This is a genomic window from Sphingopyxis sp. (genome assembly GCF_050725615.1).
Classification (GTDB): Bacteria; Pseudomonadota; Alphaproteobacteria; order Sphingomonadales; family Sphingomonadaceae; genus Sphingopyxis.
The window spans coordinates 1-26447 of the sequence record NZ_JBOHHU010000060.1; the positions used below are offsets into that span (position 1 = coordinate 1).

Annotated in this window: 27 protein-coding genes; 15 read left to right on the forward strand and 12 right to left on the reverse strand. The window is 65.7% G+C overall.

Annotated features, from left to right (window positions below; translation table 11 throughout):
* Positions 1-76: 76 nt before the first annotated feature.
* Positions 77-967 carry a prephenate dehydratase gene (locus tag ACREB7_RS14075; RefSeq protein WP_431592901.1) on the reverse strand — a complete coding sequence of 297 codons (891 nt, stop codon included), beginning with the start codon at positions 965-967 and terminating at the stop codon, positions 77-79.
* Positions 968-1148: 181 nt separating this feature from the next.
* Here ACREB7_RS14075 and ACREB7_RS14080 point away from each other — a divergent pair, with 181 nt between their 5' ends.
* On the forward strand, positions 1149-1802 hold the full coding sequence (locus ACREB7_RS14080; protein ID WP_431592926.1) for a c-type cytochrome: 654 nt from the start codon (positions 1149-1151) through the stop codon (positions 1800-1802).
* Positions 1802-2227, forward strand: a complete 426-nt coding sequence (locus ACREB7_RS14085; protein ID WP_431592902.1) for a c-type cytochrome — start codon at positions 1802-1804, stop codon at positions 2225-2227. The genes ACREB7_RS14080 and ACREB7_RS14085 overlap by 1 nt, the downstream gene beginning before the upstream one ends.
* Positions 2228-2267: 40 nt before the next feature.
* Here ACREB7_RS14085 and ACREB7_RS14090 read toward each other — a convergent pair whose 3' ends face one another.
* Together ACREB7_RS14090 and ACREB7_RS14095 are read right to left on the reverse strand one after the other, a co-directional pair.
* Entirely contained in the window at positions 2268-3140 is an 873-nt protein-coding gene (locus tag ACREB7_RS14090) for an LOG family protein (RefSeq protein ID WP_431592903.1), read from the reverse strand.
* A gap of 59 nt (positions 3141-3199) precedes the next feature.
* Positions 3200-3865 carry an extensin family protein gene (locus tag ACREB7_RS14095; protein WP_431592904.1) on the reverse strand — a complete coding sequence of 222 codons (666 nt, stop codon included), beginning with the start codon at positions 3863-3865 and terminating at the stop codon, positions 3200-3202.
* 204 nt (positions 3866-4069) lie between these two features.
* Here ACREB7_RS14095 and ACREB7_RS14100 point away from each other — a divergent pair, with 204 nt between their 5' ends.
* The 3 genes from ACREB7_RS14100 to ACREB7_RS14110 all read left to right on the forward strand — a co-directional run bounded on the left by ACREB7_RS14100 (position 4070) and on the right by ACREB7_RS14110 (position 8194).
* On the forward strand, positions 4070-5200 hold the full coding sequence (locus tag ACREB7_RS14100; RefSeq protein WP_431592905.1) for a phosphoserine transaminase: 1131 nt from the start codon (positions 4070-4072) through the stop codon (positions 5198-5200).
* A gap of 122 nt (positions 5201-5322) precedes the next feature.
* Positions 5323-6909 carry a phosphoglycerate dehydrogenase gene (gene serA, locus ACREB7_RS14105; protein WP_431592906.1) on the forward strand — a complete coding sequence of 529 codons (1587 nt, stop codon included), beginning with the start codon at positions 5323-5325 and terminating at the stop codon, positions 6907-6909.
* A gap of 172 nt (positions 6910-7081) precedes the next feature.
* Complete coding sequence (locus ACREB7_RS14110; protein WP_431592907.1) at positions 7082-8194, forward strand: ATP phosphoribosyltransferase regulatory subunit; 1113 nt, start codon at positions 7082-7084, stop codon at positions 8192-8194.
* Positions 8195-8259: 65 nt separating this feature from the next.
* Here ACREB7_RS14110 and ACREB7_RS14115 read toward each other — a convergent pair whose 3' ends face one another.
* On the reverse strand, positions 8260-8637 hold the full coding sequence (locus ACREB7_RS14115) for a DOPA 4,5-dioxygenase family protein (RefSeq protein ID WP_431592908.1): 378 nt from the start codon (positions 8635-8637) through the stop codon (positions 8260-8262).
* A gap of 115 nt (positions 8638-8752) precedes the next feature.
* Positions 8753-9577, reverse strand: coding sequence for an alpha/beta hydrolase (locus ACREB7_RS14120; RefSeq protein ID WP_431592927.1), 825 nt, complete (start codon positions 9575-9577; stop codon positions 8753-8755).
* A 261-nt stretch (positions 9578-9838) separates the two neighbouring features.
* Here ACREB7_RS14120 and ACREB7_RS14125 point away from each other — a divergent pair, with 261 nt between their 5' ends.
* Genes ACREB7_RS14125 through ACREB7_RS14135 form a run of 3 tightly spaced genes read left to right on the forward strand, consistent with a single transcriptional unit; the run spans position 9839 to position 12287 of the window.
* Positions 9839-11128 carry an adenylosuccinate synthase gene (locus tag ACREB7_RS14125; RefSeq protein WP_431592909.1) on the forward strand — a complete coding sequence of 430 codons (1290 nt, stop codon included), beginning with the start codon at positions 9839-9841 and terminating at the stop codon, positions 11126-11128.
* A gap of 51 nt (positions 11129-11179) precedes the next feature.
* Positions 11180-11683 (forward strand): L,D-transpeptidase family protein, encoded by a 504-nt coding sequence (locus tag ACREB7_RS14130; protein ID WP_431592910.1) that lies wholly within the window; start codon positions 11180-11182, stop codon positions 11681-11683.
* Positions 11684-11696: 13 nt separating this feature from the next.
* Positions 11697-12287, forward strand: a complete 591-nt coding sequence (locus ACREB7_RS14135; protein WP_431592911.1) for an NADPH-dependent FMN reductase — start codon at positions 11697-11699, stop codon at positions 12285-12287.
* Here the strand turns inward: ACREB7_RS14135 and ACREB7_RS14140 are convergent.
* Positions 12284-13606, reverse strand: coding sequence for a spinster family MFS transporter (locus ACREB7_RS14140; RefSeq protein ID WP_431592912.1), 1323 nt, complete (start codon positions 13604-13606; stop codon positions 12284-12286). The genes ACREB7_RS14135 and ACREB7_RS14140 overlap by 4 nt on opposite strands.
* Before the next feature lie 113 nt (positions 13607-13719).
* Between ACREB7_RS14140 and ACREB7_RS14145 the strand changes: the two genes are divergently transcribed.
* Complete coding sequence (locus ACREB7_RS14145; RefSeq protein ID WP_431592913.1) at positions 13720-15306, forward strand: amidase; 1587 nt, start codon at positions 13720-13722, stop codon at positions 15304-15306.
* 1 nt (position 15307) lies between these two features.
* On the opposite strand, the gene ACREB7_RS14150 is transcribed toward ACREB7_RS14145, so the two are convergent.
* Both ACREB7_RS14150 and ACREB7_RS14155 read right to left on the reverse strand, forming a co-directional pair.
* Entirely contained in the window at positions 15308-15790 is a 483-nt protein-coding gene (locus ACREB7_RS14150; protein ID WP_431592914.1) for a DUF2721 domain-containing protein, read from the reverse strand.
* Positions 15790-17010, reverse strand: coding sequence for an LL-diaminopimelate aminotransferase (locus ACREB7_RS14155; protein WP_431592915.1), 1221 nt, complete (start codon positions 17008-17010; stop codon positions 15790-15792). The genes ACREB7_RS14150 and ACREB7_RS14155 overlap by 1 nt, the downstream gene beginning before the upstream one ends.
* Positions 17011-17125: 115 nt before the next feature.
* Here ACREB7_RS14155 and ACREB7_RS14160 point away from each other — a divergent pair, with 115 nt between their 5' ends.
* From ACREB7_RS14160 to clpS, 3 genes are all read left to right on the forward strand, one after another.
* Positions 17126-18904, forward strand: coding sequence for a PHA/PHB synthase family protein (locus tag ACREB7_RS14160; protein ID WP_431592916.1), 1779 nt, complete (start codon positions 17126-17128; stop codon positions 18902-18904).
* Between the two features lie 122 nt (positions 18905-19026).
* Positions 19027-19782, forward strand: a complete 756-nt coding sequence (locus tag ACREB7_RS14165; protein ID WP_431592917.1) for a phasin family protein — start codon at positions 19027-19029, stop codon at positions 19780-19782.
* Between the two features lie 219 nt (positions 19783-20001).
* Positions 20002-20355, forward strand: coding sequence for an ATP-dependent Clp protease adapter ClpS (gene clpS / locus ACREB7_RS14170; protein WP_431592918.1), 354 nt, complete (start codon positions 20002-20004; stop codon positions 20353-20355).
* 3 nt (positions 20356-20358) lie between these two features.
* On the opposite strand, the gene ACREB7_RS14175 is transcribed toward clpS, so the two are convergent.
* Both ACREB7_RS14175 and ACREB7_RS14180 read right to left on the reverse strand, forming a co-directional pair.
* Complete coding sequence (locus tag ACREB7_RS14175; protein WP_431592919.1) at positions 20359-20886, reverse strand: hypothetical protein; 528 nt, start codon at positions 20884-20886, stop codon at positions 20359-20361.
* A 51-nt stretch (positions 20887-20937) separates the two neighbouring features.
* Entirely contained in the window at positions 20938-21429 is a 492-nt protein-coding gene (locus tag ACREB7_RS14180; protein WP_431592920.1) for a winged helix-turn-helix transcriptional regulator, read from the reverse strand.
* 90 nt (positions 21430-21519) lie between these two features.
* Between ACREB7_RS14180 and ACREB7_RS14185 the strand changes: the two genes are divergently transcribed.
* Complete coding sequence (locus ACREB7_RS14185) at positions 21520-22251, forward strand: SDR family oxidoreductase (protein ID WP_431592921.1); 732 nt, start codon at positions 21520-21522, stop codon at positions 22249-22251.
* Complete coding sequence (locus tag ACREB7_RS14190; protein WP_431592922.1) at positions 22245-22853, forward strand: 2-hydroxychromene-2-carboxylate isomerase; 609 nt, start codon at positions 22245-22247, stop codon at positions 22851-22853. The genes ACREB7_RS14185 and ACREB7_RS14190 overlap by 7 nt, the downstream gene beginning before the upstream one ends.
* Here ACREB7_RS14190 and ACREB7_RS14195 read toward each other — a convergent pair.
* Together ACREB7_RS14195 and ACREB7_RS14200 are read right to left on the reverse strand one after the other, a co-directional pair.
* Entirely contained in the window at positions 22850-23788 is a 939-nt protein-coding gene (locus ACREB7_RS14195; RefSeq protein ID WP_431592923.1) for a putative 2OG-Fe(II) oxygenase, read from the reverse strand. The genes ACREB7_RS14190 and ACREB7_RS14195 overlap by 4 nt on opposite strands.
* A 139-nt stretch (positions 23789-23927) precedes the next feature.
* Positions 23928-24932: a DUF3011 domain-containing protein gene (locus ACREB7_RS14200; RefSeq protein WP_431592924.1), complete on the reverse strand. Its 1005-nt coding sequence runs from the start codon at positions 24930-24932 to the stop codon at positions 23928-23930.
* Between the two features lie 180 nt (positions 24933-25112).
* On the opposite strand from ACREB7_RS14200, the gene murA reads away from it, so the two are divergent.
* Complete coding sequence (gene murA / locus ACREB7_RS14205) at positions 25113-26396, forward strand: UDP-N-acetylglucosamine 1-carboxyvinyltransferase (RefSeq protein ID WP_431592925.1); 1284 nt, start codon at positions 25113-25115, stop codon at positions 26394-26396.
* Positions 26397-26447: the final 51 nt, after the last annotated feature.

Consider the following 26447-nt stretch of genomic DNA (forward strand, 5'->3'; position numbering starts at 1 on the left):
GCCCTGAGCTTGTCGAAGGGCGCCTATCCGAGAAGCGCCCTTCGACAAGCTCAGGGCTACGGTGCAGAAACAGGCGTTAGGACCGCGCCCGCGCCTGGCGATAGGTGCCGAGCAGCCGCAGCGTCTTGGTCTGGAAATCCAGCTCCTCGAGCGCGCGGTCGATGCGCTCCTCGCCCGGCGCTCCGACGATATCGGCGTAAAAGGTCGTCGCGGTGAAACTGCCGCCGACCTGATAGCTTTCGAGCTTGGTCATGTTGACGCCGTTGGTCGCAAAGCCGCCGAGCGCCTTGTAGAGCGCGGCGGGGATGTTCTTCACCTCGAAGATGAAGGTCGTCATCAGCGGTACGTCCTGCGGCAATTCGGGCAGCGGTGCGCGCGCCAGCACGACGAAGCGCGTCATATTATGGTCGGCGTCCTCGATCCCCGTTTCGTGCAGCTTCAGCCCGTAAAGGTCGGCGGCGTGCGGCGGCGCCAGTGCGGCGAGGCCGACCTCGTCGCTGTCCGCGACCCACGCGGCGGCGCCGGCGGTGTCGCTGTGCGCGACGGGATCGATGCCGTTGCTGCGCAGCCATTTGCGGCACTGTCCCAGCGCCTGCTCATGGCTCATCGCGCGCGTCACCGGGCCAAGGTCGCGACTCATCAGGCCATAGCGAATGCGCAGGAAATGCTCGCCGACGATCGACAGGCCGGATTCGGGGAGCAGGAAGTGGATGTCGGCGACGCGGCCGTGCAGGCTGTTCTCGATCGGGATGATCGCGCGATCGACGCGGCCGTCGCGCACCGCCTCGATCGCGTCCTCGAACGAATAGCAGGGCAAGGGGAGCGAGTTCGGGTCATATTCGCGCGCCGCCAGGTCGCTGTTCGCGCCGGGCGCGCCCTGAAACGCAAGGCCGCGCGCCGGCTCGGCGAGCGCCGCCGCCTTCATTTTGTCGACCAATGCCTGCGCCGATGCCGAATAACTGCCCATATCTGCCTTCCCGCGTAGAGGGGGCGCGCATAGCGGCGCGGCGCTTTGTACGCAACCGGCGTACGCAACCGATGCGAAGGCCGTTTCATCCTCTTGCGCCGCCGTGCCCGCACCAGTAAGGGAGCGTCCAAATCAGATATGAGCGTCCATGGGCGGGCGCCAGCGAACGGGGCTGCAAAGCATGGACAATCGCAACAATACCATCGCCGGCTGGGTGCTTTTTGCGGGCATCTGCGCGCTCGGCCTGACCATCGGGTCGGGCATGGTCTTCGCCGACCATCACCCCGAGAAGGAAGGTTATCCGATCGAGGACGCCGAAGCCGGCGGCGCGACCGCCTCGGCGGTGCCGCTTCCCAACCTGCTCGCCGCCGCCGATGTCGCCAAGGGCGAGGCCGTGTTCGCGAAATGCGCCGCGTGCCACACGATCAACCAGGGCGGCGCCAATGGCATCGGCCCGAACCTCTACGCAGCGATGGGCGACGAGATCGGCCATGGTCGGGGCGGCTTCGCCTTCTCCGATGCGCTCAAGAATGTCGGCGGCAAGTGGGACTTCGAAAAGATGGACCATTGGCTGACCAGCCCGCGCAAATTCGCCAACGGCACCAAAATGTCGTTCGCCGGCCTCGGCAGCGCCGAAGACCGCGCGAACCTGATCGTCTATCTGAACGCGCAGGGATCGAACCTGCCGCTGCCCGCCGCCGAAGCCGCTCCGGCTGCTGATGCGGCCGCCGCTCCCGCCGACGGCGCGGCCGCTCCGGCCGCCGCCGACAAGGGCGCTGCTGCCCCGGCCGAAGGCGCCGCAGCCGCTCCCGCCCCGGCCGAAGCCAAGAAATAATGCGTATCGCGCCCGTCGTTCTGGCGGGCGCCCTCGCGCTCGCGGGGTGCGGCAAGAGCGACAAGCCTGCCGCCGATACTGCGGAGGCGCCGTCGGGCGCGCCCGAAGCGACGGTCGAACCGACCGCGGCGATGGGCGCCGAGGTTTTCAAACGCTGCGTCGCCTGCCACACGATCGACAAGGACGGCGCGAACGGCATCGGCCCGAACCTCCACGGCGTCGTCGGCCGCGCGGTCGCATCGCACGCAGGCTTCAGCTATTCGTCGGCGATGAAAGCGAAGGGCGGCGTCTGGGACGATGCCGCGCTCGACATCTATCTCAAGCAGCCGATGATGGCGGTTCCGGGAACGCGCATGGCGTTCGCGGGCATCCCCGACGATCTCGATCGCAAGGCGCTGATCCTGTATCTGGACGAGCAAAAATGACGCCCCCTCCCTCCCCTTCAGGGGAGGGGCTTCAGCCCGACTACTCCGCCTCGACCTTCGCGTAGAAATCCTGGATGATCTCCCACGCCTCGTCGGCGGTTTCGACGAAGTGGAACAGCGACAGGTCGCGCGCGCTGATCACGCCCTCCTCGACCAGCGCGTCGAAATTGACGACGCGGGTCCAGAACTCCTGGCTGAACAGCACAATCGGAATCGGCTTGATCTTGCCGGTCTGGATCAGCGTGAGCAGCTCGAACGTCTCGTCGAACGTCCCGAAGCCGCCCGGGAACACGCACACCGCGCGGGCGCGGAGCAGGAAGTGCATCTTGCGCAGCGCGAAATAGTGGAACTGGAAACTCAGCCCCGGGGTGACATAGCGGTTCGGCGCCTGCTCGTGCGGCAGCACGATGTTGAGTCCGACCGATTCTTGACCCTCGTCGTCGGCGCCGCGATTCGCCGCTTCCATGATCGACGGCCCGCCGCCCGAACAGACGACGAAGTTGCGGCAGCCATTTTCATCGGGCGGCACCTGGCTCGCGATGCGCGCCAGCTTGCGCGCCTCTTCATAATATTTCGCCTTGGCGGCCAGCCGCTCGGCGATCCGCTTTTCCTCGGGCGTCCGCGCGGCGTCGAGCACGCCCTGCGCCATGTCGGGTGACGGAATACGCGCCGAGCCATAGATCACGAGCATCGACTCGATCTTGGCCTCGTCGAGCATCAATTCGGGTTTCAGCAGCTCGAGCTGGAAGCGCACCGGGCGCAAATCTTCGCGCAGCAGGAATTCGGTATCCTGGAACGCCAGCCGATAGGCGGGGTCCTGCGTCTGGGGGGTCGATACCGCCTGCTTGGCGAAATGCGCGTCATCCTTGGCTTTGTGGAAACGCGAACGATGGGGTTGATTGTCTTTTGTCATTGGCGGACGGCTAGCCGTTCCGCGTGACTTTGCCAAGACTGGGGGCAGGACCGGACGCCCTAGCGGCAGTAACCGTTGCCGCTCATGTCCATGTGGAAATGATTATAATGCGCGGCATTATAATCGGGACTGAGCACCGTGCCGAAGCGCCGGCATGCCGATTTGTGCAGCGCGCGCAGGAAGTCCTGCGACGCCTTGTCGCCCTTCCACCCGCCGTCGAGCATGATCCGGCGTCCATCGGCGAGCACGAAACCCGACACGTCGACCGCGTTCGAATAGGCGTGCTGCGACAGCCGGCCCGACCGGCCGCCATAGATGTTGCGACAGCTGTAGGTGCCGAAGGTTTCGATCTTCACGACCTTCTGCCCGAAATATTTCTGTGCTGCGGGCTTCACCGCATATTGCGCCCAGGCCGCGAAATTCTTCGCCAGCGGACAGGTCATCGCGCCGAGGCCCGAGGTCGGCGTGCCGATGTCGAGCAGCTTCACCGAATCGATCGAACTGCAACCGCCGCCATGGTCCTGATTCGGCAATGGGGTGAATTTCACCCCCGCCTGCTTCAGGTCGACCGCACATTGCTGCGCCTCGGGACTGTTGAACGACGGCGCGGAGGTCATTTGCGGGCGCTTCGGCGTGCTCGCTGCGGGGCGGTTGGCGTCGCTGCGCTTCATCACGTCGGGGCTGCCGAAACAGGCCGAAAGCGACAGCGCCGCGATCGTCGCCATCAGGTTTCGGGGCCGAAGAAGCGCGAGTTTCGCCATGGCGTCAATTTACCGACACCATGGTTAACAAGTCTTAAAGCACGGCATCGGCTCGTCGATAATTTCGCCCGGGCGGCGCAATTTGTTTGACAGTTACGCGGCGCTCCCTAAACGCGGCGCCGGGCCACGCGGTCCCAACGCCGCGCGAGCTCTCTGCAAGGAGAGACTATGATGACTGAAGTGCCGACACCCGAATTGCGCCCTGCGCGCCCGTTTTTCTCCTCCGGACCCTGCGCCAAGCCGCCGGTCTGGGCCCCCGAAAAACTCCAAACCGAATCACTGGGCCGCTCGCATCGCGCCAAGATCGGCAAGGCGCGCCTGCAGCTCTGCATCGACCTGATGCGCGAGGCGCTGCAGCTCCCCGACACCCACCGCATCGGCATCGTCCCGGGCTCCGACACCGGCGCCTTCGAGATGGCGATGTGGACGATGCTCGGCGCCCGCCCCGTCACGACGCTGGCCTGGGAAAGCTTTGGCGAAGGCTGGGTCACCGATGCCGCCAAGCAGCTCAAGCTCGACCCCACCGTCATCCGTGCCGATTACGGCCAGCTTCCCGACCTCACCCAGGTCGACTGGTCGAACGACGTTCTCTTCACCTGGAACGGCACCACCAGCGGCGTCCGCGTTCCGAATGGCGACTGGATCGCCGCCGACCGCGAAGGTTTGAGCTTCGCCGACGCGACCAGCGCGGTGTTCGCCTACGACCTGCCGTGGGACAAGATCGACGTCGCGACCTTCAGCTGGCAGAAAGTGCTCGGCGGCGAAGGCGGCCATGGCGTGCTGATCCTCGGCCCGCGCGCGGTCGAGCGGCTGGAAACCTACACCCCCGCCTGGCCGCTGCCGAAGGTCTTCCGCCTCGTCAGCAAGGGCGCGCTGACCGAAGGCGTGTTCAAGGGCGAGACGATCAACACCCCCTCGATGCTCGCGGTTGAGGATGCGATCTTCGCGCTCGAATGGGCGAAGTCGCTCGGTGGTCTCGACGGCCTGAAGGCCCGCAGCGACGCTAACGCCGCAGCGCTCGACACGATCGTCGCCGAGCGTGACTGGCTCAGCCACCTCGCCGCCGATCCCGCCAGCCGATCGAAGACTTCGGTCTGCCTGTCGGTTGCGGGCGCCGACGAGGGCTTCATCAAGAAGTTCGCGGGGCTGCTCGAAGCCGAAGGCGCGGCCTATGACATCGCGGGCTATCGCGACGCCCCTCCGGGTCTTCGCATCTGGTGCGGCGCGACCGTCGATACCGCCGATATCGAAGCGCTCGGCCCCTGGCTCGACTGGGCTTACGCATCGCTCAACGCCTGACCCCCTTTGACCGTCATTCCCGCGAAGGCGGGAATCCAGCTTTTCCATCGTCATACCCAGCACCATACGAGAAAGCTGGACCCCCGCCTTCGCGGGGGTGACGAGAAAACAGGAATAGAAACATGACCGCACCCAAAGTTCTGATTTCCGACAAAATGGACCCCAAGGCCGCCGCGATCTTCAAGGAGCGCGGCATCGACGTCGACGTCATCACCGGCAAGACCAAGGACGAGCTGATCGCGATGATCGGCGCCTATGACGGCCTCGCGATCCGCTCGGCCACCAAGGTCACCGCCGACGTCCTCGCCGCCGCGACGAACCTGAAGGTCGTCGGCCGCGCCGGGATCGGCGTCGATAATGTCGACATTCCGGAGGCGTCGAAGAAGGGCGTCATCGTGATGAACACGCCGTTCGGCAACAGCATCACCACCGCCGAACATGCCATCGCGATGATGTTCGCGCTCGCGCGCCAGATTCCCGAAGCCAACGCCGGAACCCAGGCGGGCAAATGGCCGAAGAACGACTTCATGGGCGTCGAACTGACCTCGAAGACGCTCGGCCTGATCGGCTGCGGCAACATCGGCAGCATCGTCGCCGAGCGCGCGCTGGGCCTGCGCATGAAGGTCGTCGCCTTCGACCCCTTCCTCACCCCCGAGCGCGCAATCGAGCTCGGCGTCGAAAAGGCCGATCTCGACACCCTGCTCGCCAAGGCCGATTTCATCACGCTGCACACGCCGCTGACCGACCAAACGCGCAACATCCTGTCGGCCGAGAATATCGCCAAGGCGAAGAAGGGCGTGCGGATCATCAACTGCGCACGCGGCGGGCTGATCGATGAAGCCGCGCTCAAGGACGCGCTCGACAGCGGTCATGTCGCGGGCGCGGCGCTCGACGTGTTCCAGACCGAACCGCCGGCCGCCGACCATCCGCTGTTCGGCGCCCCGAACTTCATCTGCACGCCCCATTTGGGCGCGTCGACCGACGAGGCGCAGGTCAATGTCGCGATCCAGGTCGCCGAACAGCTGTCCGATTATCTCCTCACCGGCGGCATCACCAATGCGCTCAACGTCCCCAGCCTGTCGGCCGAGGAAGCCCCCAAGCTGCGCCCCTATATGAGCCTCGCCGAAAAGCTCGGCAGCCTCGTCGGGCAGCTCGCACACGACAATCTCACGACGATCTCGGTCGAGGTCGAGGGCGCCGCCGCCGAGCTGAACCTCAAGCCGATCACCGCTGCGGTGCTCACCGGCCTGATGCGCCGCTATTCGGACAGCGTGAACATGGTCAACGCGCCGCACCTGGCGCGCGAACGCGGCCTCGACGTCCGCGAAGTGCGCCACGACCGCGACGGCGACTATCACACGCTGGTCCGCGTCACGGTGGCGACGAGCGACGGCGACCGCTCGGTCGCGGGCACCTTGTTCAGCAACGGCGATCCGCGTCTGGTCGAGATGTTCGGGATCAAGGTCGAGGCCGATCTCGACGGCCATATGCTCTACATCGTCAACGAGGATGCACCGGGCTTCATCGGCCGCATCGGCACGACGCTGGGCGACGCCGGCCTCAACATCGGCACCTTCCACCTCGGCCGCCGCGCCGCGGGCGGCGAGGCGGTGCTGCTGCTCAGCCTCGACTCGCCGCTGCCCGAACCGCTGCTGTGGCAGATCTGTCAGCTCCCCGGCGTGAAGACGGTGAAGGGTCTGAAGTTCTGATCTCTTCAAACCCCTCCCCTTCAGGGGAGGGGCAGCGAGACTTGCGGGCTTGCCCGCTAGTCGCAGCGGGGTGGGCCAAGAGGTCTGTGCTAGGCCGATGGCCCCACCCCAACCCCTCCCCTGAAGGGGAGGGGCTTTCACTTGCGGCACGCACCGCGTAGGAGAGCCCACCATGCCTCGCACCCCCGCCCTGCTGCCCGAAGGCCTCCGTGATCGCCTGCCGCAACAGGCCGAAGCCGCCTCGCGCGTCACCCGCGCGCTCGTCGATGCGATGCGCGCGCATGGCTATGGCCGCGTCTCGCCGCCGCTCGCCGAGTTCCGCGAGACCCTTGGCGGCGACGACGACCGCAGCGCCCGCGACCTGCTCCGCTTCACCGACCCGGTGTCGCAGCGCACCCTCGCGCTGCGCCCCGATATCACCCGCCAGGTCGGCCGCATCGCCACCTCCTTGCTCGCCCAGGCTCCGCGCCCGCTGCGCCTTTGCTACGCCGGGCAAATCGTCAAGCTGCGCGCCAGCCAGCTCCGCCCGGCGCGCGAGATGCTGCAGGTCGGCGCCGAGCTGATCGGCAGCGACAGCGTCGCGGCGGCGCGCGAGATCGTCACCGTCGCGATCGACGCGCTCGATGCGGCGGGAATCGGCCCCGTCACCATCGACTTCACCCTGCCCGACGCGGTCGACCTGCTCGCGGCCTTGCTGCCGGTAGAGGCCAGCCTCGACACACTGCGCGACGAACTCGACGCCAAGGATGCCGGCGCGCTCGTCCGCATTGGCGCCGCCGCCTATCTGCCGTTGCTGCGCGCCACCGGCCCGTTCGACCAGGCGATCGCCGACCTGCGCGCTTTCGATACGACCGGCGTACTCGCCAGCCGCATCGACGCGCTGGAAGAAATCGCCGCCCCGATCCGCGACCGCGTGACGCTGACGCTCGATCCCACCGAACGCCACGGCTTCGCTTATCAGAGCTGGTTCGGCTTCCAGATTTTCGTCCCCGGCCAGGGCGACGCGATCGGTCGTGGCGGCGGTTATGCCATTCCGGTGGGCGAGGACCATGAAGAATCGGCGGTCGGTTTCTCGCTCTATCCCGATCCCTTGATCGACGACGGCCTCGGCGCCGAGGACGACGCCGAACGCCGGATCTTCCTGCCGGCGGACCATGACGCCGCGCTCGCCGCGAGCCTGCGCGCCGACGGGTGGCAGACGGTGGCGGCGCTGTCCGAAAGCGACGACGCCCGCGCGCTGGGCTGCGGCTACCGGCTCACCGCCGACGGTCCCCTCGAAGCCTGAAGCGCACCCTCACATCCGTTCGTATCTCGACTTCGCTCGATATGAACGGGGTTTAACAAGCCCGACTAGAAATCCGAAACCCCGAAGCGAGGAATCCCTTGGTTCACCCCCGGCGGATCGAGTACCGTCACGTCGAGTTCGACCGGCTCCCTGATCCATTGCGCGAGCGTCGTATGATCGGCGAGATCGTCGTCGGTCAGCGGATGTACCAGCGCGCGCAACCCCGTCGCCGTGATCGCCGCGACCACCGCATCGCGGTGCGACTTCAGGAAATGCACCTCATATTGCGCAATCGGATGCGGCCCCGCCGCCGCGTCGGTCATCGCCCCGACGAACAGGATCGCCGCATCGCGCCCGAAATCGTCGCGCAAAGCCACAGCGATATCGCGCTCGGCCGGGTTGTAATAGATATGCGCGTGATAGGGCGCGTCGAGGTCGGTCATTGGGACGTTGCTTTCCATTCGTCATCCCGGGCTTGACCCGGGGCCTGCCTGTCTTGAAGGCAAAGGCGGGTCCCGGGTCAAGCCCGGGATGACGAAGGGTGTAGCACCGCTAATATTATGTCCCGAACACCCGCTTCAACCACGCATCCACCGCGCCCGTCGCAGCATAGCTCGGGTCGCCCAACCGCCGATTAATCTCGCCATGGCCCTGCAGCCCCTCGCCGGGGAAGCTGCCATGCTCGACCTTTCTCCCGCCCGCTTCGAGCGCCGCACCCAGCGCCTTCGCCTGCCGCACGCCGTCGGGGCGCTGGACATAGAGCAGCAGAAACGCCGGCGCATTGGGCGCCACCGCTTGCAGCGTCGGCGACAGTTTCGCTTGCCGCGCCGGATCGGTCCCGAAAGCCTGCTTGTAGGTCGCCTGCATGACCGCCGGCCCGTCCTTCATCTGCCCGGGCACGTCATAGGCAGCACCGTCGATCGGGATCACCCCCGCGATATCGGCGAAGCTCAGCCCCGCCGCGCGCAAATATCGCTCGTCGGTCCCCACCAGCGCCACCAGATGCGCACCGGCGCTATGCCCCATCAGCACGATCCGGCGCCGGTCGATGCCGAGCGCATCGGCCCTGTCGACCAACGCCTTCACCGCACTCGCGACATCGGCCGCCTGCTGCTCGACGGTCGCAGTCGGAACCAGCCGGTAGTCGATCGACGCAAAGGCATAGCCCGCAGCGGGATAATGCTCCGCCTTATACCGCCCCGTCGCATTATCCTTGCTGCCGCGCTTCCACCCGCCGCCATGGACAAAGACGACCAGCGGCGCCGCCCCCTTCGCATGGGCGGCGCGCCAGACATCCAGCGTCTGCAAGGGGGCGCTGCCATAGGAAATCGTTTCGCTTCCGGGCGCCTTCGGCCCCTCGTCGGCGCCCATCCGCTGCATCATACGGTCGCGCAGTCGTTCGCGCGCCTCGGCAAAGGGGCCCGGAACGATCAGGCTCGCCGCGATGAACGCCGCCAGCGCGGCTCCTGTCATCAACCGCAGTTTTCGCATCGTCCACAATCTCCGCTTTCCCTGACGGCAACATATCTAGCCCGAAATTGTCGCAAATCCGTCCCACCAAGCTTGCCTCTGCGGCCAAATCCGCTAAGGCCGCGCCGGGCCGGCGCTGGTCGTTTTGGGGCCCCAGTTCAGCAGGACAGCATCATGGCAAATGTCACCGTCATCGGGTCGCAATGGGGCGACGAGGGCAAGGGCAAGATCGTCGACTGGCTCGCCAGCCGCGCCGACGCCGTGGTGCGTTTCCAGGGCGGGCACAATGCCGGCCATACGCTCGTCGTCGGCGAACAGGTGTACAAGCTGTCGCTGCTTCCCTCGGGCATCGTCACCGGCACTTTGTCGATCATCGGCAACGGCGTCGTCCTCGACCCCTGGGCGCTGCGCGACGAAATGGCCAAGCTGCGCGGCCAGGGCGTCGAGATCAACGCCGACAATTTCGCGATCGCCGACAATTGCGCGCTGATCCTGCCGTTCCACCGCGACCTCGACGCGCTGCGCGAAACCGCCGCCGGCGCGGGCAAGATCGGCACCACCGGCCGCGGCATCGGCCCCGCTTATGAAGACAAGGTCGGCCGCCGCGCGATCCGCGTCTGCGACCTCGCCCACCTCGACAAGCTCGATCCGCAGCTCGACCGCCTGACCGCGCATCACGACGCGCTGCGCGCCGGCTTCGGCGAACCGCCGATCGACCGCGAACGCCTGATCGCCGACCTCTCCGAAATCGCCGATTTCGTGCTCGAATATGCCCAGCCCGTCTGGAAACGCCTCAAGAAGGTCCGCAAGGCCGGCGCGCGCATCTTGTTCGAGGGCGCGCAAGGCGTGCTGCTCGACGTCGATCATGGCACCTATCCCTTCGTCACCAGCTCGAACACGGTCAGCGGCACCGCCGCCAGCGGCTCGGGCCTCGGCCCCGGCGCGGTCGGCTTCGTGCTCGGCATCGCCAAGGCCTATACGACGCGCGTCGGCAGCGGCCCCTTCCCGACCGAGCTTGAGGACGCAACGGGCCAGAAGCTGGGCGAGCGCGGGCATGAATTCGGCACCGTCACCGGGCGCAAGCGCCGCTGCGGCTGGTTCGACGCGGTGCTCGTCCGCCAGAGCTGCGCGGTGTCGGGCGTCACCGGCATCGCGCTGACCAAGCTCGACGTGCTCGACGGCTTCGACACGATCCGCATCTGCACCGGCTATCGCCTGCGCGGCAAGATCCTCGATTATTTCCCCGCCCATTCGGCCGACCAGGCCGAGGTTGAGCCGATCTACGAGGAAATGGACGGCTGGCACGAAACGACGGCGGGCGCGCGGAGCTATGCCGACCTGCCCGCGCAGGCGATCAAATATATCCAGCGCGTCCAGGAACTGATCGAAACCCCGATCGCGCTCGTCTCGACCAGCCCCGAGCGCGAAGACACGATCCTGATCCGCGATCCGTTCAGCGACTGAGAAACGGGCCTTGGGCTTGCCGGGTGCCGCCAAAGGCGTAGGATCGTGTCGATGCGATACCGCGCCGCCCTGCCCCTGCTGCTGCTGACCGCCTGCAACTCCGCCGCGTCGCAGCCACCGTCGGCGACGAAGGATGCCAGCGCCACCCGCCTGCTGGTCGACAAGAGCGATCGGCTGCTGATCGCCTATCGCGGCGATCGCGAAATCGCGCGCTACACCGGCATCCGCTTCGGCGACGCGCCCGAGGGGCACAAGCGGTTCGAGGGCGACGAGCGCACGCCCGAAGGACGCTACACGATCAACGGCCGCAACCCGGCGAGCGCCTATCATCTGTCGCTGCGCATCTCCTATCCCAACGCCGCCGACCGCGCTTATGCCAAGGCGCAGGGACGCGCGCCGGGCGGCGACATCTTCATCCACGGCCAGCCGAACCGCTGGCCCGGCCCAACGCTGACGACCGACTGGACCGACGGTTGCATCGCGCTTTCGAACCCTGAGATTGAACAGTTGTGGGCCCTCGTCCCCGACGGCACCCCGATCACCATCCGCCCCTGACCCGGAGTTTCCTATGACCCGCCACATCCTCGTCTTTTATGGCAGCTACCGCCGCGACCGGCAGGGGATCAAACTCGCCCGCTGGCTCGTCGACGCGATCGCCGCGCGCGGCGACAGCGCCGAACTGATCGACGCCAAAGCCGTCGACCTGCCGATGCTCGACCGGCGTTTCAGCGATTATCCGCCCGGCGAGGCGCCGCCCACGATGGCCGAACTGGCGGCGAAGATCGCGGGCGCCGACGGCTATGTCTTTGTCGCGGGCGAATATAATGGCGGCCTCCAGCCCGGGCTCAAGAATCTGGTCGACCATTATCTGGTGGAATATGCGTGGCGCCCCGCCGCCATCGCCTCTTATTCGGCAGGACCCTTTGCCGCCGTCCGGTCGGCCACCGCCTGGCGGACCACGCTCGGCGCGATGGGCATGGTCGTGACGTCGACGGCCTTGTCGCTTGCCCGGATCGGGGGGGCCTTTGACGCCGACGGTGTGCCGACGGGTGAAGATGGCAGCCGGATCGAGAAAGGCTTCCCGCGCTTCGCCAACGATCTCAATTGGTGGATCGACGCCGCGAAAGCGCAGCGCGCGCGGACGGGCACGCCCTTTTAGCCCGATTTGAGTTCCGCAGTCAGGCGCAGACTGGCGCGCCAGAAGAAGAAGGCGGGGATCAGTCCGAGCCACGCAGCGCCATAAAGCACCCAGCGCACGCTTTCCTGTCCGGCATAAGGTTGAAACAGGTCGGAAAGGATGCCGAACAGCAAGGGCCCAAAGCCCAGTCCAATCAGATTCTGGCCAAACAGAACGACCGATGCGGCCACTGCCCGTGCCTCCGGCCGCACCAGGCCCTGCACACAGGCGAAGGCCGGGCCATAATAAGCGGCATTGAGAATCGTGGGCACCACCAACAAGGCAACCGCAATGCGCCAGTCGTGAATCAGATAGCTTGCGAACAGGATCGGCGCAGCCACCGCCATTCCGAACGCCGGCAAGGTCAGTATGTGTCGCTTGTCGCGCGGCCCAAATTTCTCGGCAGCTTTCCCGCCCAGCCAGGTCCCGAAAACACCAGCCAAACCAAGCGCCACCGCCAGCGACAAGCCGACCTCGGTGGTCGAAAGGCCATGCGAACGAATGAAGAAGCTGATCGTCCACAAAGCTTTGCCATAGCCCAGAAAGGCCGTGACCGAAGCCGCTATGAACAGGTAGACAAACGCGCGAGAGGCGAAAACTTCCTTCAATGCCGCTTTGGTCGACAATTTCGACGCGGATTTCTCCATGGCTTCGGAAACCGCTCGTGGTTCCTGCAAGGATCGCGGGTCGCGCAACAGCAGCATCACCAAAACAGCCAGCAACAGACCGGGCGCTCCGACCAGCATCAAGGCGACGCGCCACCCGTATAGGTCGTTGACGATCCCCCCCGCCACCAATCCCAGCAGCGAACCGATAGGAACACCCAGCCCATAAAAAGCGATGGCAGAAGAGCGTTTTTCCGGCGCAACTTGATCCACGATCAGCGAGTGGGCTGCGGGTGTACAACCGGCCTCGCCTATCCCCACACCGACGCGAGCCAATATCAATTGCCCGACATTTTGCGCGATCCCGCACAATACCGTCATCCCTGACCAGATCGCCAGAGCAAAGGAGATCAGCTTTACCCGATTGGTCGAAGACCGGTCGGCATAACGCGCAAACGGAATGCCCAGCAGCGCGTAAAGAAATGCGAAGGCAAGTCCGGTGATCAGCCCCATGTGCCAATCCTTCAGACCCATCTCGTTCTTTATGGGATCGGCGAGGATGTTGACGATCTGCCGGTCGAGGAAATTGAAGATATAGACGATCAGCAGCACCCACAGCATCGTCCGTGTCTGCGCGGACACGCCTTCGGTGGGCGGCGACCCGACGCTCCCGGCAAGGGCAGCTTTCTGGTTCATTTTTATCTCCCGTGGCGCCATGGGAGCAGACCGGACGCCCCGGTGTCAACGCCGTTGCGACGCGCCGAAATTCGCCGCTTGCAATTGCCGCTACGGCTGGCAGCTTCGCGGCCATGCAAAAAATTTCGCTGCTCGCCGCTGCCGCCCTGCTCGCCGTCTTTCCCGCCACCACCCCGGGCGCCGCGATGCCGCCACCGCTGCCGGACATGGAAGGCAAGGATGCCGTGATACTGCAGGCCGAAATGACGGCGGGGACGGTGAACAGCGACGTGATCGCCGCTTCCTATCTGGAGCGGATCCGCAACCTTGACGACAATGGGCCGAAACTGAACGCCGTCATCGCGCTGTTCCCCGATGCGACGGCCCGGGCCTATGAGCTCGATCAGGAACGCGAGGCAGGAAAAACGCGCGGCCCGCTGCACGGCGTCCCCATATTGCTGAAGGACAATATCGAAGCGGCCGGACCGGTGCCGACCACCGCCGGCTCGCTGGCGCTCAAGGACAATATCACGAACCGCGACGCGCCGATCGTCGCGCGGCTGCGTGACGCGGGCGCGGTCATCCTGGGCAAGACCAACCTCAGCGAATGGGCGAATATCCGCTCGAACAATGCGACCAGCGGCTGGAGCGCGGTCGGCGGGCTGACCAGAAACCCCCACGCGCTCGACCGCAACAGTTGCGGCTCGTCATCGGGCAGCGGCGCGGCCGTCGCGGCGAACCTCGCGCCGCTCGCCATCGGCACCGAAACCGACGGCTCGATCACCTGCCCCGCCGGGGTCAATGGCGTCGTCGGGTTCAAACCGACCGTCGGCCTCGTCAGCCGCACCCATATCGTGCCGATCAGCCACAGCCAGGACACGGCGGGACCGATCACCCTGACCGTCCGCGACGCCGCGGCGGTGATGACCATCATCGCGGGCAGCGACCCCGCCGATCCCGCAACCGCCGAGGCCGATGCGCGCAAGACTGACTATGCCGCCGCGCTCTCTCCCGAGGCGTTGAAGGGCAAGCGCATCGGCGTATTGCGCGATCGCATCGGCGACCGGACCGACGTCGCGGCGCTGTTCGATGCGGCGCTCAAACAAATGGCCGATCTGGGTGCGACGATCGTCGAGATCACCGACAGCCGCAAAGGGCTGGACGAACTGGGCGACGCCGAATTCGAAATATTGATGACCGAACTCAAGGCCGATATGGCGGCGTATCTCGGCGGCGTGCCCGCGAAAGACGGCCCGAAAACGCTCGCCGACCTGATCGCCTTCAACAAGGCGCATCCCGAAGAGATGCGATGGTTCGACCAGTCCTCGTTCGAACTCGCCGAGACCAAGGGCGGATTTGACAGCCCCGCCTATGTCGAAGCGAAGGCGAAGGCCGCGCGGCTCGCCGGGCCTGAGGGCATCGACAAATTGTTGAAGGACAAGCGCGTCGACCTGCTCGTCGGGGTCACCAACGGCCCCGCCTGGACCAGCGACCTCGTCAACGGCGACCATTATAGCGGCCCGAGCGTCAGCCAATTGCCCGCCGTCGCCGGCTATCCGCACCTCACCGTCCCGATGGGCGCGGTCGAGGGCCTGCCGATCGGCCTCTCCTTCATCGGGACGAAGTGGAGCGACGCCGAGGTGCTGGGCGCCGGCTATGCCTATGAGCAGGCGAGCCGCAAGCGGGTGACGCCGACATTCCGGGCGACCGTGACGCCCTAGCTCAGCCCCGGTTGCGCCGCCGCTGCCAGCCCATTTCCTCAAGCTCGAGCAATTCCATCGGCACATGGATCGTGCGGATCGCCAGCCGCACCTCGAAAAGGAAGAGTGCCAGCGACAACAGCAGCAACAGCATCGCCAACGCAAAGACCCACGCCGCCGCCAATCCAAGGTCGAAACCCGCCACCGCCTGCGTGAACAACAAGGCGACGAGCAGGCAGACGACGATGCCGCACGCCACCGCGGCGCCGATCGAATTGTTGATCACGTCGATGCGGCGATCGACCACGCGAAGCTCGGCGACGATGCGTTCATGCTCCTGACCGTCCGTCGTGCCCCATAGCTCGATGAGCGCCCGCGACCGGTCGACGACGCGCGCCAACCGGCCGGTGAAGACATTGAGCAGGCTGCCGGTCGCCACCAGCAGGAATACCGGGGTGACCGACAGCTGGATCGTCTCGGCAATGGCGCCGAGCCCGGCGCTCATCAGCCCTCGCCGCCCGCCGCAGCCGCCGGGGTGTTGATGCCGTGCATCTGGAGGAACTTGCGAATGTTGCGCGCCGCCTGGCGGATGCGCTGCTCATTCTCGACCATCGCGATGCGGACGAAGCCTTCGCCGTCCTCGCCATAGCCGACGCCGGGCGCGACCGCGACTTTGGCATGGGTCAGCAACTGCTTCGAAAATTCGAGGCTGCCCATCTCTTTCAGCGCGGGCGGCAGCGGCGCCCAGGCGAACATCGACGCCTTGGGGCTCGGAATCTCCCAGCCGGCGCGGCCGAAGCTGTCGACCATCACGTCGCGCCGTTTCTGATACAGCTCGCGGTTCCTGGCGACGATGTCCTGCGGCCCGTTGAGCGCCGCGCACGCCGCCGCCTGGATCGGGGTGAAGGCGCCATAGTCGAGATAGGATTTGACCCGCGTCATCGCCGCGATCAGCCGCTTGTTGCCGACCGCGAAACCCATGCGCCAGCCCGCCATCGAGTATGTCTTCGACATCGAGGTGAATTCGACCGCGACATCCTTCGCCCCCGGCACCTGCAGGATCGAGGGGGTCGGATTGCCGTCGTAATAAAGCTCCGAATAGGCAAGGTCGCTGAGCACCCAGACCTTATTCTCCTTCGCCCAGGCGACGAGCCGTTCATAGAAAGCGAGGTCGACCGATTCGGCGGTCGGGTTCGACGGATAATTGACCACCAGGATCGACGGGCGCGGCACGGTGAAAGCCATCGCGCGGTCGAGCGCGCGCCAGTAATTTTCGTCGGGGGTCGTCGGCACGCTGCGGATCGTCGCGCCGGCGATGATGAAGCCGAAGGTGTGGATCGGGTAGCTGGGGTTCGGCGCCAGCACGACGTCGCCCGGCCCGGTGATCGCGGTGGCGAGGCTCGCGAGCCCTTCTTTCGACCCCATCGTCACGACGACCTCGCTCTCGGGGTCGAGTTCGACGTTGAAGCGGCGGGCGTAATAATTGGCCTGCGCGCGGCGCAGCCCCGGAATGCCCTTCGACTGCGAATAGCCGTGCGCGTCGGGCTTCATCGCCACTTCGCACAATTTTTCGATCACATGCGCGGGCGGCGGCAGGTCGGGGTTGCCCATTCCCAGGTCGATGATGTCTTCGCCCGAGGCGCGGGCGGCCGCACGCATCGCATTGACTTCGGCGATGACATAGGGCGGCAGGCGCTTGATGCGATAGAATTCATCTTCGGACATGGGAAACTAGAACAACTCCTTTTCGTTACATCTGGAAATAGCGCGAACGGCTTCTCGCCAGCCGCGCTGTGGCTTGTTATAGGCATTATATCGGCACAGACCAGCGAGAACCGGCATGAACGACACGGGTAAAGACGGCACATCGGAAACGCCAAATCCCTTCATGCCGTCGCCCGACGATCTGCAGCATTGGACGAGCGTGATGGGCCGGGCGCAGCAGATGATGCTCGACTACGCGATGAGCCAGACCGGCGAAGGCAAGGCGAACGCCGCCGCGCTGTTCGACCCGGCCGGCTGGATCCACAATCCCGCAACCCAGGCCTGGGCCGACCAGTCGGCGAAAATGTGGGAACAGGGGGTCGCCTTCTGGACCTCGCTGGCGACCCTGACCCCGGGCTTCACCCCCGACGCGCCCACCGAAGCGCCGAAGGACAAGCGCTTCGCCGATCCCGAATGGACCGCCAACCCGGCCTTCGCGCTGATCCGCCAGACCTATGGCCTGCTTTCCGACCAGTTGCTCGCGACGACGCGGCAGATGTCGGGCCTCGACGAGGGCGCCCGCAAGAAGATGGAATTTGCCGCGAAGGGCATGGCCGACGCCTTTTCGCCCTCGAACCTGGCGCTCACCAACCCCGAAGTGATCAAGCGTGCCGTAGAGACGCGCGGCGAGAGCCTGCTCAAGGGCCTCAAGCATATGCTCACCGACCTGTCGCGCGGGCAGCTCAGCCATGTCGATCCCGACGCGTTCGAGGTCGGGGTCAACATCGCGACGACGCCGGGCAAGGTGATCCACGAGACCGACCTGTACCAGCTGATCCACTACACCCCGACCACCAAGGATGTGTACGCCGCGCCGCTGGTCATCTTCCCGCCGTGGATCAACCGCTTCTACATCCTCGACCTCAACCCCGCGAAAAGCTTCGTGCGCTGGGCGGTCGAGCAGGGCCTGAGCGTGTTCATGGTGTCGTGGAAATCGGCCGACGCTTCGATGAAGGACGTCGTCTGGGACGATTATATCGCGGCGCAGGTCGATGCGATCGACACGGTGCGCGACTTGCTGGACGTCCCCGCCGTCCACACGATCGGTTATTGCGTCGCGGGCACCACCCTCGCCGCGACGCTCGCGATGCTCTCCGCGAAGGGCGAAGCCGACAAGGTCCAATCGGTCACCTTCTTCACCGCACAGATCGATTTCGAGTTCGCCGGCGACCTCAAGATGTTCGTCGACGACAGCTATCTGGCGCTGCTCGAACAGCTGTCGGCGCCGGGCTTTCTCGACGGCCGCTATATGGCCGCGACCTTCAACAGCTTGCGCGGGCGCGACCTGATCTGGAACTATGTCGTCAGCAATTACCTGCTCGGCAACGACTATCCGCCCTTCGACCTGCTCTATTGGAACGGCGACACCACCAACCTGCCCGCGAAGTGGCACCGCCAATATCTGGTCGACCTGTATCGCGACAACCGCATGGTGATCCCGAACAGCCTGTCGGTGGGCGGCACGCCGCTCGACCTCCGCAAGATCAGGACCCCCGCCTATATCCAGGCGGGGCGCGAGGATCATATCGCGCCGCTCGCCAGCGTGTGGCGCCTGATGGACCATCTGTCGGGCCCGAAGACCTTCCTGCTGGCCGGGTCGGGGCATATCGCCGGCGTGGTCAACCCGCCCGCCGCCGGCAAATATCAATATTGGACCGGCGACAATGACGCCGCGACCCTGCCCGAATTCGAGGCGTCGTCGCAGGAGACCAAGGGCAGCTGGTGGCCGCACTGGATCGACTGGATTGTCGCACAGGATGGCGCAAAAACCGCCGCCAAGGGCTCGCGCATTCCCGGAAAAGGGGCTAAGAAGGCAATCGAGGATGCCCCCGGCCGCTATGTCAAACAGCGGTAAAATAACGGGAATAAAAGGCCAATAAGGCCGCGACCAGAATTTTTTGTGCGCTGCACAAAAATATCCTTGAAATCGCCACGCCACTCCTATATTGTGCACTGCAACATACAGGAGTTACCCCGATGGCTACCAAGATGGATAGTGCTGAAAAGGCTTTCGAAGCCGCGACGCTGGAAACCCCCGCCAAGCCGGCGGTGACTCCGGCCGCTCCGGTCGAAGCCGCTGCCCCGGCAGTGGTGAAGGCTGCCCCGGCGCCCGTGAAAACCCCGACGGTGAAGGCAAAAGCCAAGCCGGTCGCCAAGAAGGCAGCGGCCCCCAAGGCCGTCGCCAAAAAGGCCGCCCCCAAGAAGGCGGTCGTCAAGACCATTGCCCCCAAGCCCCTGAAGGCCGCACCGAAGCCGGTCGCCGCCGCCACCAAAGGATTCAAGACCATGAACGACACCGTCAAGAAGTTCGCCGACGAAGCGAAGACCCGCGCCGAAGCCCTGACCGCCGATTTCCAGGCGAAGTCGAAGGACGCGCTCGCCAAGACCAGCAAGCTCGCCGAAGAAGCCGTCGAGTTCAACAAGGCGAACCTCGAAGCCCTCGTCGAAGCCGGCAAGATCGCCGCGAAGAACGCCGAAGTCCTCGGCCAGGAAGGCGTGACCTTCGCTCGCAAGAGCTTTGAAGACACCACCGCCGCGCTGAAGGGCTACACCGCCGTCAAGTCGCCGACCGAATTCTTCAAGCTCTATGCCGAAAACAGCAAGAAGGCCTTCGACGCCGCTGTTGCGCAGACCTCGAAGACCAGCGAACTCGTCGTCAAGATGGCGAACGACAGCTTCGCGCCGATCTCGAACCGCGTGTCGGTCATCACTTCGAAGATGAAGGCAGCCTAAGGGCCTTTTTCTTCCCGTTGGCGCGGGCGTCTCTCCCCTCCTCCCAGCCTGCGCCGACACACCAAGACCGCTCGCTTCCCCCCGGAAGCGGGCGGTTCTTGTTTTCGGATCGTGCAGGAAAAGGGGGTTAATGATTCCCCGCCCTCTTGCGAATCCGTCGCGGCGTGCGATATTCCGGTGACAATGTTTCCAGTTCAGACCCTTCCCCCGATCCGCGCCATGGCGGAGCCCGATAATGTCCGCGCCATGGCGGACAAGGACGACGGCACGCCCGGCACCCCGGGCGTCGGCATCGCGACGCGCACCCGCGCCAAGGCCAAAAAGCCGTCGATGTACAAGGTGCTGCTGCTCAACGACGATTATACCCCGATGGAATTCGTCGTGATGGTGCTCCAGCGCTTCTTCAACATGGACATCGAACAGGCGACGCAGGTCATGCTCCACGTCCACCAGCAGGGCGTCGGTGTCTGCGGCGTGTTCAGCTATGAGGTCGCCGAGACCAAGGTGAACCAGGTGATGGACGCCGCGCGCCAGAACCAGCATCCGCTGCAATGCACGCTGGAAAAGGCGTAGCCGCTATTCGGTCGCGGACTTTTGCGCCGCGGCAAGCAAGTCCGGCAACTCGGGAAACAACCGGCGGTACAGGACGTCGGTTGCCGCCCTGTCGAGCAAGCCGATATCGGCGCCTGTGAGTAGCCGTCCAAAGTTCTGCCCGGCGGGACTTGCGATGAAAGTGCGCGCAGCAACAAGGTCGGTGGCCGACAGCAATCGATAAAGATTGGCCAGTTGCGCCCGAATATTGGACCGTTCCTCCGGCCAAACCGCGTCTACCCGGGCAAGAATGGCCAGATGAAGTGCGCGGAGCACCGCAGGGTCGCGAACGTCGGGATGCGCCGTCACCAGCCAACCGGTCACCTCGCTGGATACCGCGAAACCCGTCCGATACCGCAATTCTCCTTCGTCCAGGGCGATCAACTCGTCGGCCAATTTACCAGCTTCGACCACCGCAGTCGGGTCGGGTGGTGGCGGCGGCGGCGGGATAGCCTGCACCGGCATGGCAAAGGCCAGCAGAGAGGCCAGACTGACGAGTGATCGGCCGCGCAAATTCGCCCCCTTCGCATCAAGGCGACAGCGTATCAGAACGCGGCCGTCGGTCTAGCCCGACCGCGCCGCTTGCTCGGCCTTCAGCGCCGGCGACGGCTCGCCCTTCAGATCGCCATAGCCGAGCGCCGCGCCGCAGCCCGGACAGATGACCGCGGTGCCGACGTCGGTCCCGCACGCGCGGTGGATATAGCGCATCGCCGGCCCGCCGCCGGTCTCGCCCTCGCGATAGGCCCAGCGCTCGGCCCAACCGCGCATCGCATACAGCACATCGAACAGATCCTTGCCCTTGGCAGTCAGCCGATATTCGTGGCGCAGCGGCCGATCCTGATAGGCATGGCGCGCGACCACCCCCTCCCCTTCGAGCAATTTGAGCCGCGCCGACACGAGCTGCGGCCCGAGGCCGGTGTTCGCCGCGATGATCTCGAAGCGCCGGTTGCCGAAGAACAGGTCGCGCAGGATCAGCAGCACCGCGCGGTCGCCGAGCAGCTCGGCCGAGCGCCCGACGGGGCAGAAAGTGTCCGAAAGATCCGCACGCTTGGGCATTTCCTGTCCATAACTCCTTTCGCCGGGGAGCAGAAATCCCTTGTCGCTATGATTATCATAGTTACTATGCTGCACCAAGAGGAGAGTCGCATGTCCCAACCAGCCGCAGTCATCATCGGAGCCGGCGACGCCACTGGCGGTGCGATCGCCCGCGCTTTCGCCGCCGAGGGCCTGACCGCCTGCGTCAACCGCCGCCCCCGCAACCTCGACCAGCTCGAAGCGCTCGCGCAGTCGATCCGCGACGACGGCCACCAGGCGCGCGCCTTCCCCGGCGATGCCCGCGACGAAAACGACATGATCGCGCTGTTTGACCAGGTCGAGGCCGAAGTCGGCCCGGTCGAGGTCGCGGTGTTCAACATCGGCGCCAATGTGAACTTCCCGATCGCCGAGACGACGGTGCGCGTCTACACAAAGGTCTGGGAAATGGCGTGCCTCGGCGGTTTCCTGATGGGCCGCGAGGCGGCGAAGCGCATGGCCCCGCGCGGCCGCGGCACGATCCTCTTCACCGGCGCGACCGCGAGCTTGCGCGGCGGATCGGGCTTTTCGGCTTTTTCGGGCGCCAAGGGCGCGCTGCGCATGCTCGCCCAGTCGATGGCGCGCGAGCTCGGGCCGCAGGGCATTCACGTCGCGCACACGATCATCGACGGCGCGATCGACACCGACTTCATCAAGGGCCGCCACCCGGATTTCGACAACGCCAAGGCCGCCAACCTGATCCTCAACCCCGACGCGATCGCCGCCAATTATGTGATGCTCCACAAGCAGCCCAAAAGCGCCTGGACCCACGAACTCGACCTCCGCCCCTGGGGAGAAAAATGGTGACAAAAGCCCTCGAACTGATCTTCGATTTCGGCAGCCCAAACGCCTATCTGACGCTGAAGGTGCTGCCCGAACTGCTCGACCGCACCGACGCCGAGCTGATCATCACCCCCTGCCTGCTCGGCGGCATTTTCAAGGCGACGGGCAACAAGGCGCCGATGGTCCAATATGCCGAGGCGCCCGCCAAAATGGCCTATGAAAATCTGGAGATGCGGCGCTTCATCGACAAGCATGGCCTGACCCGATTCCGCCTCAACCCGCATTTCCCGGTCAACACCCTGCTGATCATGCGCGGCGCGATCGTCGCCGAGGACGAAGGCGTGCTCGACGATTATGTCGACGCGGTGAACCGCGCGATGTGGGAGGAAGGCGTCAAGATGGACGACCCGGAGGCCGCCGCCGCCTTCCTCACCGCCAACGGCTTCGACGGCCCCGCGCTGCTCGCCCGCACGCAGGAGCCCGACATCAAGGCGAAGCTCGTCGCCAACACCGAAGCGGCGGTCGCGCGCGGAGTGTTCGGCATCCCGACCTTCTTCGTCGGCGATCAGATGTTCTTCGGCAAGGACCGTTTGGCGCAAGTCGAGGAAGCGCTGGTCGCCAGCTAGGACACGTCATTTGCGACGAACGAAGCGGCCCGGCTGAGCTCGAAATCGACCGCGATCGATACCCGTAACCCCGGGGCATCATAGGGTTTTGTCCAGTGTGTGTAATAGGAAGGCATCAGCACCAGCAGCCCCGCGCGCGGCCGGACCCGCGCTTGCGGCCATCCGGGTCCGGACGCGCCGCCCTCCGGCGCCCCCACCATCAGGTCTCCGCCTTGCTCGCCATCGGGAACGCCAACGGGATAATAGACGCAGGTTACCCAGCCGCGCTTGTGCGAATGCCGGTCGAGCCGGCCCGGCCCCTCTGAGATCAGACCCCAGGCATGGATAACATGCTGATCGCTGACATGACGCGCGAACGGGTGATCGCTGCCGGCCCAGCTGGCTAGATAGCGCCGCGCCTCGGCTTCGATCGCGTCGATCAACCGCGCCACGGCGGGGCCGGGATCGTGCGTGAGTTTGCCGACGCGCAGCATGTCCAGGGCCGGTCCATTGACTGTCGGCTTGGCGGAAGCGGTCGCCCGCGCAGCGATCTCGGCCGCGACGAGGTCCGCCAGCGGTTCGTTCGCCACCGTCAGATCGTCGAGCATGACCGTCTGGAAGAGCCTGGTCGAATCGAAGATTCGCGCCGCTTCCTCGGCCCTGCCCAGTTCGATCAGGCTTCCCGCGTAGCGCGCGATCATCCGCGAGTTGATCGCCCCGCGTTCGAACAACGCCTCATACTCGCGGCAGAGCTGGCCGGGGGATTGCGCCTTATGGACGGCGGCACTGACATCGTCCCCCGTGCCCAGGCCCAGTTCGCACAGCGCCTGCGCCGCGTGCGCATGGCCGGCGGATTCGAGCATCGCGATATGGATACCGATCGGCAGGCGCGTTTTCGACGCCCCCATGCTCGCCCGATACTGCGCGATGCCGCCCGCAATGTCGCCCGACAGCAACAGGCGAACGGCGGCAAGCGCGCGATCGAGCGGCGCGGCGGTGTCGGCTCTGGCTTGGTCGTGGGTCAGTCGCGCGCTCCTATCCACACTCGGGATAATCGCAACGCCCGACCGGCGCCAGCCCGATGCCGCCCTCCTCCTAACTGAAGTCGAGCTGGATGATCTGGCTCGGGGTCGCGCGGCAATACATCTCCAGCGACCGCGCCCCGTCGGGATAGGTCGCGGTCATCGCCGCGCGGATGCGCCAGCCGCCGTTGCCTTGTTCGAGGCTGACCAGTTTGTCATATACCAGCCGCGTGCCGCCGGTGACCCCGATCTGGCGCGCCGCATCGTTCATGCAGTTCTGCACCGATGGCCGCGCCGCACTCGGCAGCGCCGACAGGTTGGCGCTCAGCGTCGCGGGCGGCCCGGCGGGATAGGTCGTCGGCGTCTCGGTCGCCGCCTCCTCGCCCGCCGGTGTTTTCTTCTTCTTGCCCAGCAACAGCGCGAGCAGCCCGCCGGCGACCACGACGCCGCCGATGATCAGCCCGGTGCTCGGCCCCTTGTCCTTCTCGGGCTCGGGCCCCGGCAGCGGAGTCAGATTGTTGTAACCATAAGCGAATTCGGCGCGGCAGCCATTGTTGACCCAGATATAATTGGCGTCATAGCCCCATTGCCGCCCGGCGTTGCACTTGCCGCCGAGGCGCCGCAGCAGTTCGACGCGCCCGTTGGTCGGCACATTGCATTGCTCATAGCGATTGCCACGCGATTCGCAGCGGATCGTCCCGGCATAATCGTCGACCGGCCCGGGCAGCGGTACCGGATAACCGCCATTGTTCGCATATCCATAGCCGAATTCGGCGCGGCAGCCGCCCGTCACCCAGATCTGGTTGGCGGTGAAGCCCCAGTCGCGTCCCCTGGAGCAGCGCCCGCCGATCACCCGGATCAGGTCGACGCGATTGTCGGTGCGGACGTTGCAGCGCTGGATCTTGCTGTTCCGCGATTCGCAGCGCAGCGTGCCGGCATAGCCCTGGTCGCGCGGCGGCTGAATCTGCGGCCCGCCCGAGCCTGGATAGGGATAGCTGGTCTGGGCAAGCACCGGCGGCGCGAGTTGCGCCGCGATCAACGACGCCGACGTGGTGATGGTAGCGACAATATTCCTCATGTCCTTGCCCCTTTTTGTTGATGTTGAACCAGCCCTGATACTGTCTCCATAACGCGCGATATTTGCACCGATATTTCCATGTTTCGATTGTCATTGCCATGGGAAAAGCCGCGACCGCCCGACATCGCTTAACCATCGCCGCCCGCTTGCGCGCCCGCCCCCATCCGCTAAAGACTGCGCATGGATCAAATCGTCATTCGCGGCGGCCAGCGACTCAAGGGCCGTATCCCCATTTCCGGCGCCAAGAATGCGGCGCTCACCCTGCTGCCCTGCGCGCTGCTCACCGACGAGCCGCTGACGCTCAGGAACCTGCCGCGGCTCGCCGACGTCGACGGGTTCGGGCATCTGCTCAACCAGCTCGGCTGCTCGACGACGATCGAGGGATCGCGGCCCGAGGATTTCGGCCGCGTGATGACCGCACGCACGACCACGCTGACCTCGACCGTCGCCCCCTATGACATCGTCCGCAAGATGCGCGCCTCGATCCTCGTGCTCGGCCCGCTGCTCGCCCGCGCCGGCGAAGCGACGGTGTCGCTGCCCGGCGGCTGCGCGATCGGCAACCGCCCGATCGACCTCCACCTCAAAGCCCTCGAAGCGATGGGCGCCGAGATCGAACTGGCGTCGGGTTATGTGAAGGCCGTCGCGAAGGGCGGCCGGCTTGCCGGTGGCAAATTCACCTTCCCCGTCGTCTCGGTCGGCGCGACCGAAAATGCGGTGATGGCGGCCGTGCTCGCCAAGGGCACCTGTATCCTCGAAAACGCCGCGCGCGAGCCCGAGATCGTCGACCTGTGCAACTGCCTCGTCGCAATGGGCGCCCAGATCGACGGCATCGGCACCGAGACGCTGACGATCGAAGGCGTCGACCGCCTCCACGGCGCGACCTATCGCGTGATGGCCGACCGCATCGAGGCGGGCAGCTACGCCTGCGCCGCCGTCATCACCGAGGGCGACGTCGAACTCGTCGGCGCCAAGGCGAGCGAGATGGAAGCGACGCTGAGCGCGCTGCGCCAGGCCGGCGCGACCGTCGAGGCCACCAAGACCGGCATCCGCGTCGCGATGACCGGCCGCGCCGAGCCCGTCACGCTGTCGACCGCACCCTATCCGGGCTTCGCGACCGACATGCAGGCGCAGTTCATGGCGATGGCGACGCTGGGCAGCGGCGCCAGCCTGTTCACCGAAACCATTTTCGAGAACCGCTATATGCACGTTCCCGAGCTGGCGCGCATGGGCTGCGACATCGACGTGCGCGGCCGCAGCGCCGTGGTGCGCGGGGTCGACCATCTGGTCGGCGCGCCGGTGATGGCGACCGACCTGCGCGCCTCGATGAGCCTGATCATCGCCGGGCTCGCCGCGCAGGGCACGACCGAGGTCAACCGCGTCTATCACCTCGACCGCGGCTACGAGCGGCTCGAGGAGAAATTGCAGGCGGTCGGCGCGGATATCGAGCGGATCAGCGCGGGTTAGGCTTAGTTCGGCCAGTTTCACCGTAGCCCTGAGCCTGTCGAAGGGCGCCTA